We start from the raw sequence: 6,254 nt of genomic DNA on the forward strand, positions 1-6,254 counted from the left end.
ATAGTTTTTGGGTTAGCATCTGCACAGCACTCCACAGGGTTTGTCGGGTGCGCCGATAGGTGGCTACAATGCTGCCTATTCCTAATAATCACAAAGTATTATGAGACAAATATTTGTAGTTTATGAAACCGATGCATGGCATAGCATGAACCATCGAAAGTGTGCAGGCGTTTTCACAAGCAAATGGGCGGCAGTGAATACCATTGTGAAGAACCATCGCATAGAGTTGGAAGAGTTCTTCGACAAGGACGAGATAGAACAAACCTCAAAACGTGTGCTGAAAGCAGAAGCAAGGCGCATACTCCGTAAGGAACTTGAAATTACCTACCAGACCCAAGGCTATGAGACGAATTATGACATTGAGGTGTGGAACATCAATGAGTGGTATCTAAACTTATACGACCCCGAATGACTAACAAAGAGCGAAAAACAGTACATCCTCTTTTACTATCTTGGTAAGTCCTATCATGTAGGGTTCACGTAAAGATGCTCTTTACTTCCTGTCGGACGGGTGATTAGGGAGAATTTTCTGCGAAGTTACCACTGTTCAATGCAAAATGGCAAGTCGTGCTTCGTGGACAATCTTCCTTTTTCACAGAAAAAGAGTATTCTTCACGGCAGACTTGTCTGATTGCCTTGACCGCACTTCTGAATGCAGAAAATCTTCCCAATCACAGTCCGAAAGGATTTAACGAGAGGGAAATAAAAATCAGAAGAACAATGAACATGGTCAAGGTTTACATCAAAGGACAAGAAGACAAGAACCTAAGCAGTTTCTTACGTTACTATCCTGCAAGAATAAAAAACATAGGGTTTGATGCTGTTTTTGACAGACAAATCATCTATGACTTCAAGGATGGTCACAACCATGCAGAAGTAGCCAAATGTGTTGCAAAGATGTTGGTGAAGAAGTATGGACGCAAGATAGGCAAGGTAGTCTTCTCTTGTGTTCCTGCAAGCAGCCAGGAACGAAACGAGGCTCGCAACAAGTATTTCTCCGAACTTGTATGCAGGCTATCGGGTGCCATTGATGGTTTTTCACATGTAAGAGTAAGAGGGGAACGTACTGCCGTTCATGGAACAAAAATAAAGAAAGAATTACGCATGAAGAGATTACAGGAGGGTATGAACATTGAGGTGGATGCAGATTTCTTCAAGAATAAGATAGTCTGCATTTGGGACGATGTGGTGACAACCGGCTCTTCCTTTTGTGCTTATAGTAATCAATTAGAACAGGTCGGGGCGCATGTTACAGATGGCATATTCCTCGGCAAGACATCATATAAATATGTACAGCAATGAAAAAAAGAAACAACAACTCATTTGACAGGGCTAAATCAGCAGCCTTCACAGGACATCGTTACTATGACTTCTCACGAAAAGATATTATCAGGCAACGTCTGTCACGAGCCATTGTCGTAGCATACGACAATGGCATCCGAAACTTCATTTCGGGATTTGCCACAGGCATAGACCTTATGGCAGCTCAGACCGTACAGTCTCTGAAGCTCTCTCACCCAGGAATGGTGCTCACCGCCGCAATACCTTTCAGAGGACAGGCTGGCAGGTTCAAACCACATGACAGGAGGTGTTACGATGAACTTATAGAAAAAGTAGACGAGGTGATTGTATTGTCGGAACATTATTATCCGAGGTGTTTCCTTGACAGGGATGAGTTTATGGTATGCAATGCAGCACAGATTATTGCCTATTATGATGGTAGGGAAAGAGGAGGAACTTATTACACCATAAGAAAGGCAAGAGAGATGGGTATTTCTGTTACAAACTTATATTAGAACGCTTATGAATGAGATATTTGATATTGTTGTCATTGTCGTTGTCTTCCGCGTGCTGTTCGCTTTCTTAGGGGCATGGTGGCATGGGGACGAGCGCAATGATTTCAGACGGGATAGATAGTCATAGTTCTACATGTAATGACTAAGAATTGTAGTGGCAGCCTTATTGGATGCTTCTACAGGTGCATTATGTGGCTACACTTCAACCGGTGATGGACATTCAAAATGCTCTGTTGTCGAACAATTCCCCTTTTATGTCGATGATTTCATTTGCCTTGACTTGCGTGTTGTCGTCGAAGGTAATCCTTTGTTCGTACTCATCCCAGGACTTGATGGAACCCGAATGTGTCTCATATTTGCCACCTTCCTTCTGCAAGTCAGGAACAAAGTATGTAATGCAGACATACGGATGTTCGTCGAGGTGCGCTAAAAGCAACGTGATTTTCTGGTTGAGCACTTCACACTCACTCTCAGAGAGTTCCATCGCCTTGTCTGTCAGTCTTGCCGTTTCACTGATGGCTGCACTATGCCCTGTTAGAGCCGCAAACGGGGCAAACTGAGCTGCACGCTGGTACATGGTCATCTGCGGTCTGACCTTTGATACGTGGTGGGGCAAGTCAATGATATGGGCGTATTTATCCGTCATGCTTTGTGTCCTCCTATCTGTTTATTGCGTTCTATGGCAGTAGCCCCTTCTTCAAGGTTCAGTCCCCGGAGTATGGAGTTCTTGCCGAACTTGCTCTTGATACTCAGCAGTGTCTCCTGCATCCTTCGCTCCTTAGCCTGTGCCTCTTCCTCGGCTTTATGTTGTGCCTCCAATGCTTCATAGTCGGTGAACAGGTCTAACTGTATGGGAGTGGAGCTCGTTGTTCTGGCACTCTCTTCACTGATGACATGGTTGGTTGTTAGTGTCATGCGACGTATCAGCAGGTTGGGGTTGACAATCCGGTCGTAGAGGGATGCCACAGCCTTCATAATCTGTCTGGTAGATGAAGTGAACTTGTCTAAGTTGGCTGTCCCATGAGCGTGCTTCGGCACTTGGCGGCCATAGTGGTCTGTGGTGACATCGCCATGGTAGTTGTCACGAATGTCAGGGTTCGTCAAAGACTCGATGTCATAGCCTACTGTCAGCACCAGTTGGTCTGTAACGAGCCGTTTGCTCACAAGGTCGAGAGCAACGGCATCCGCCATCTCCTGGACAACGACCCTTGCTTTCTGGAATGTGTAGGGTTCTGTAAGCACCTGTCCGCTGCTCAGCGAATTGGTCTCAGGTCGATAGGCTTTCACATAGTCCATCGTGACAGGTTCCCATCCCCAGGCATGGTCGATAAGGAGTTCCGCATTCACACCAAAGAGTTTGTAAAGCAGTCCCTCACGCTCTACGGAACAGAGAGCCACATCGCCCATGGTGTACATACCATACTGAGCAAGTTTCTCTGCTATGCCTTTGCCCACACGCCAGAACTTGGTGATTGGGGTATAGTCCCACAGCTGTTCCCGGTAACTCATCTCATTGAGTTCCGCAATGCGCACACCGTCCTTGTCAGCAGGAGCCTTCTTTGCCATGATGTCCATGGCTATCTTGCAGAGGTAAAGGTTTGTGCCGATGCCGGCAGTAGCCGTTATCCCGGTATTCTTCAGGACATCACGTATCATGGTCATGGCAAGTTCATGTGCCGTCATCCTGTATGTATCAAGGTAAGCCGTCACGTCCATGAAGACCTCGTCAATGGAATATACGTGAATATCCTCTGGAGCGACGTATTTCAGGTATATCTGATAGATACGTGTGCTGTATTCAATGTATTTGGCCATGCGAGGAGGGGCAGCAATGTAGTCAACTTCCCAATCTTCGTGAACTTTGAGTTCCTCGTCCTTCCACGACTTTCCCGTCAGGCGATGGAAAGGGCTCTTGTACCTTCGCTCATTGTTAACTTCACGCAACCGCTGCACAACCTCAAACAGACGTGCCCTTCCTCCAATGCCGTAGGCTTTGAGGGAAGGGGAAACAGCCAGACAGATGGTCTTCTCTGTCCTGCTCACGTCTGCCACAACAAGATTGGTGGTGAGCGGATCAAGACCTCGCTCTACGCATTCCACGGAAGCGAAGAACGATTTCAGGTCGATGGCTATATATGTACGGTTGTCCTCGGTCATAATACTATTGATTGCTAAGATGATATGTCTCGCATATCCTTGCGATTTCCTTGATGAAAGCTTCTTCGGAAGGCTGTTCCTCGTAAAGATATGCCAGCATTTCGCTTACCGCAAGTCTGTCTTGCGAGAGTATTTGTAGGGCGGTGATGCAAAGGCCATGACTGTAGCCTAAATCTTGCATCATGCCAAACAATGCCTGCTCATTGGATGTCATGGTGGTATTCTTTTCTTGTCTTTGCCATAGCTTCTGTTGCCATGTCATGTGTTTCGATGAGCAATGGACTTTTGTGGTATGGTACGATTTTGACACTAACAGAACTGTGCCGTGTTTTCGCCTCGATACACTGGCTGATGAGGTCTGGATTGGCAGACTTCGCTGTAGGTGTCTTGTCAAAGTTCTGGATGTAGGCTGCGTTGGTTAGGAAAAGAATGTCCGAACCGTCAGGCAGCTCGTTCATTACTTTAACCATAAGCGTTAGCATCATACGGAACTCCGTGGTATGCATATTGCTGATGACATCACGACTGATGATGCTACCGTTGTGCTCTATCACAACGGCAGCACCACCAGCACGTTCCTTATGACCGTAGTCACAAGACCCGCCTATCCATACATAATATGTTGTCGAGTCCTGTACCATCACTCTGCAGGTGCCCATTTGCAACGAACAGGAGAGACGATTGCGCCCTCTGCCTTCAGCTGCTTCATGGCTGCATCTACCTCTTTGCGGTCGAGACCGCTGAGCTCTGCGATTTTACCTGCGTTAAGAGGCTGACCTGCCTCTTTCATTGTTGCTAATACTTTTTCTTTTGCGTCCATTGTTTTAACGATTTAATGTATTATTATATTGTTATGCAGTCTCCTTCGTGCCCGATGCACCAAAAGGGGACATCCTTTTCTTTGCAGAAAGGCTCCATGCGCCACGCACTCTCATACCCACTCATGACAAAGTGCATTGGAACGAACATCCCAACCTTGAAGCGATTTATAAATTGACGCCCTCCAAGCGTATAGCCATTGCCGATGCGTCCGTCCACAGGAAACATCACGAGGTCAAAGGAATCGGTTATCTTTCGAATGTCTTTCAGTTCACCAAGGAACCGCTTTTCCTCTGCCACAGGATTGATGTGTTGACCGAACTCTTCACAGAAGACCTCTCCTTCAGGCGTGCCGTCAACAAGGAAGCGTGCGTACCAGTTGCACAGGTCACCAGCATGAAAGATGGTTTTATCTTCTGTTTCAACAATCCAGCTCACGCCACTGTCATTGCTGCCTGTGGCTATCACTTTCAGGTTCTCATCTTCCCATACCGCTCCTTTGGCCATCCATACATCGGCATCCTCTTTCTGCGCTCTTCGACGTTTGAGTATATCCTTTGACAGGATGTATGTGATATTTGGGATGCTATTCTTCCATCTGAGGATTGCTTTCGTGAAGTGATCCTCATGGAAGTGGCTTGAAAACACGTACACATGTTTACATGTATTCATGTACCCACTCATGACATCGGCAGGATCCATCCAGTAGTCAAAGACCAGGATGCACCGAGCCGTTTCAAGCAGGAATCCACTATGGAAAATGTATCTGAGTGTCATCATTTCAAAGCCTTGCCATCTGAGAATGCCTTTCCAATGGTCTTGCCAAGTTCGATGTAACCGTGATGTATAGGGTCGAACACGATGAGTTCCATCTTCTCCATGTCGGGCTTGCCGTCCTCTGCCAGATAGTTCTCATCTACAAGGATGTTGACTATCTCTGCCACAATGTAGTAGCCCTCTTCCGACTCGTCAATCTTTTCCTTGATGCGGCACTCCAAGGTCATGGGAAAGTCGGTGAAGACGGGAGCATTGACATTCTCTGCCTTCTCGCATTTCCAACCAGTCTTCGCTATCTTGTCTGTATCGTTCTTGGCTGATACAATGCCTACGAAATCAGCAGCTACCATGGTCTGCTTTGTAGCAAATGCCACGGTAAAATCAGGACAGTCGTTCAAGTTCTCGGTGGTGGCATGCGCACCCATGGCAATCATAATCTCCTTTGCGTCCCATTGACCGCCCCAAGCTGCGTTCATAGCATTGGGCTTGCCGTTCTTGTCGTATGTGCCGATAATCAGTACCGGCTGTGGAAGCATCCACGATTTTTGTCCAAATGATTTGACCTTTGGTCTTCCTCCTCCTTGTAAAGCAGAGTTAATGCCTGCATTACTCTGCGTTTCCTTCGTTCGTCGGTTCATTCTTATTCTATTTAGGGAGTGTCGTTAAATATTAAGATTATTTACAACTATCTAATCCTCAATGTGA

Annotated in this window: 10 protein-coding genes; 3 read left to right on the forward strand and 7 right to left on the reverse strand. The window is 46.5% G+C overall.

All coding sequences use genetic code 11. The features are described from left to right. The first annotated feature begins 100 nt into the window (after positions 1-100). The 3 genes from KM934_RS12165 to KM934_RS12175 all read left to right on the forward strand — a co-directional run bounded on the left by KM934_RS12165 (position 101) and on the right by KM934_RS12175 (position 1,796). On the forward strand, positions 101-412 hold the full coding sequence (locus KM934_RS12165) for a hypothetical protein (RefSeq protein ID WP_215760870.1): 312 nt from the start codon (positions 101-103) through the stop codon (positions 410-412). A 308-nt stretch (positions 413-720) separates the two neighbouring features. Beyond that, positions 721-1,302, forward strand: a complete 582-nt coding sequence (locus KM934_RS12170) for a type I phosphoribosyltransferase (RefSeq protein ID WP_215760871.1) — start codon at positions 721-723, stop codon at positions 1,300-1,302. Then, complete coding sequence (locus tag KM934_RS12175) at positions 1,299-1,796, forward strand: SLOG family protein (RefSeq protein ID WP_215760872.1); 498 nt, start codon at positions 1,299-1,301, stop codon at positions 1,794-1,796. The genes KM934_RS12170 and KM934_RS12175 overlap by 4 nt, the downstream gene beginning before the upstream one ends. Before the next feature lie 220 nt (positions 1,797-2,016). Here the strand turns inward: KM934_RS12175 and KM934_RS12180 are convergent, their stop codons facing one another. The 7 genes from KM934_RS12180 to KM934_RS12210 are packed head-to-tail and all read right to left on the reverse strand — an operon-like array spanning position 2,017 to position 6,085. Then, positions 2,017-2,442 (reverse strand): YolD-like family protein, encoded by a 426-nt coding sequence (locus tag KM934_RS12180; RefSeq protein WP_215760873.1) that lies wholly within the window; start codon positions 2,440-2,442, stop codon positions 2,017-2,019. Then, positions 2,439-3,953 (reverse strand): Y-family DNA polymerase, encoded by a 1,515-nt coding sequence (locus tag KM934_RS12185; protein WP_215760874.1) that lies wholly within the window; start codon positions 3,951-3,953, stop codon positions 2,439-2,441. Before KM934_RS12185 ends, KM934_RS12180 begins: the two co-directional genes overlap by 4 nt. 4 nt (positions 3,954-3,957) lie before the next feature. Next, complete coding sequence (locus KM934_RS12190; protein ID WP_215760875.1) at positions 3,958-4,167, reverse strand: hypothetical protein; 210 nt, start codon at positions 4,165-4,167, stop codon at positions 3,958-3,960. Beyond that, on the reverse strand, positions 4,154-4,594 hold the full coding sequence (locus KM934_RS12195) for a ribonuclease H (protein ID WP_215760876.1): 441 nt from the start codon (positions 4,592-4,594) through the stop codon (positions 4,154-4,156). The genes KM934_RS12190 and KM934_RS12195 overlap by 14 nt, the downstream gene beginning before the upstream one ends. After that, entirely contained in the window at positions 4,594-4,773 is a 180-nt protein-coding gene (locus tag KM934_RS12200) for a transcriptional regulator (RefSeq protein ID WP_005816310.1), read from the reverse strand. Before KM934_RS12200 ends, KM934_RS12195 begins: the two co-directional genes overlap by 1 nt. Before the next feature lie 23 nt (positions 4,774-4,796). Further along, positions 4,797-5,549 carry an MBL fold metallo-hydrolase gene (locus KM934_RS12205; protein WP_215760878.1) on the reverse strand — a complete coding sequence of 251 codons (753 nt, stop codon included), beginning with the start codon at positions 5,547-5,549 and terminating at the stop codon, positions 4,797-4,799. Next, complete coding sequence (locus KM934_RS12210; RefSeq protein WP_215760877.1) at positions 5,549-6,085, reverse strand: flavin reductase family protein; 537 nt, start codon at positions 6,083-6,085, stop codon at positions 5,549-5,551. Before KM934_RS12210 ends, KM934_RS12205 begins: the two co-directional genes overlap by 1 nt. Positions 6,086-6,254: the final 169 nt, after the last annotated feature.

Origin of the sequence: Hallella faecis (assembly GCF_018789675.1) — a bacterium.
GTDB lineage: Bacteria > Bacteroidota > Bacteroidia > Bacteroidales > Bacteroidaceae > Prevotella > Prevotella faecis.

Excerpts from the sequence above, each read along its gene's own strand:
- KM934_RS12165 (WP_215760870.1), top strand. The coding sequence starts at position 101 with ATGAGACAAATATTTGTAGTTTATGAAACCGATGCATGGCATAGCATG.
- KM934_RS12185 (WP_215760874.1), bottom strand. The coding sequence starts at position 3,953 with ATGACCGAGGACAACCGTACATATATAGCCATCGACCTGAAATCGTTC.
- KM934_RS12200 (WP_005816310.1), bottom strand. The coding sequence starts at position 4,773 with ATGGACGCAAAAGAAAAAGTATTAGCAACAATGAAAGAGGCAGGTCAG.
- KM934_RS12195 (WP_215760876.1), bottom strand. The coding sequence starts at position 4,594 with ATGGTACAGGACTCGACAACATATTATGTATGGATAGGCGGGTCTTGT.
- KM934_RS12180 (WP_215760873.1), bottom strand. The coding sequence starts at position 2,442 with ATGACGGATAAATACGCCCATATCATTGACTTGCCCCACCACGTATCA.
- KM934_RS12190 (WP_215760875.1), bottom strand. The coding sequence starts at position 4,167 with ATGACATCCAATGAGCAGGCATTGTTTGGCATGATGCAAGATTTAGGC.
- KM934_RS12175 (WP_215760872.1), top strand. The coding sequence starts at position 1,299 with ATGAAAAAAAGAAACAACAACTCATTTGACAGGGCTAAATCAGCAGCC.
- KM934_RS12170 (WP_215760871.1), top strand. The coding sequence starts at position 721 with ATGAACATGGTCAAGGTTTACATCAAAGGACAAGAAGACAAGAACCTA.
- KM934_RS12205 (WP_215760878.1), bottom strand. The coding sequence starts at position 5,549 with ATGACACTCAGATACATTTTCCATAGTGGATTCCTGCTTGAAACGGCT.
- KM934_RS12210 (WP_215760877.1), bottom strand. The coding sequence starts at position 6,085 with ATGCTTCCACAGCCGGTACTGATTATCGGCACATACGACAAGAACGGC.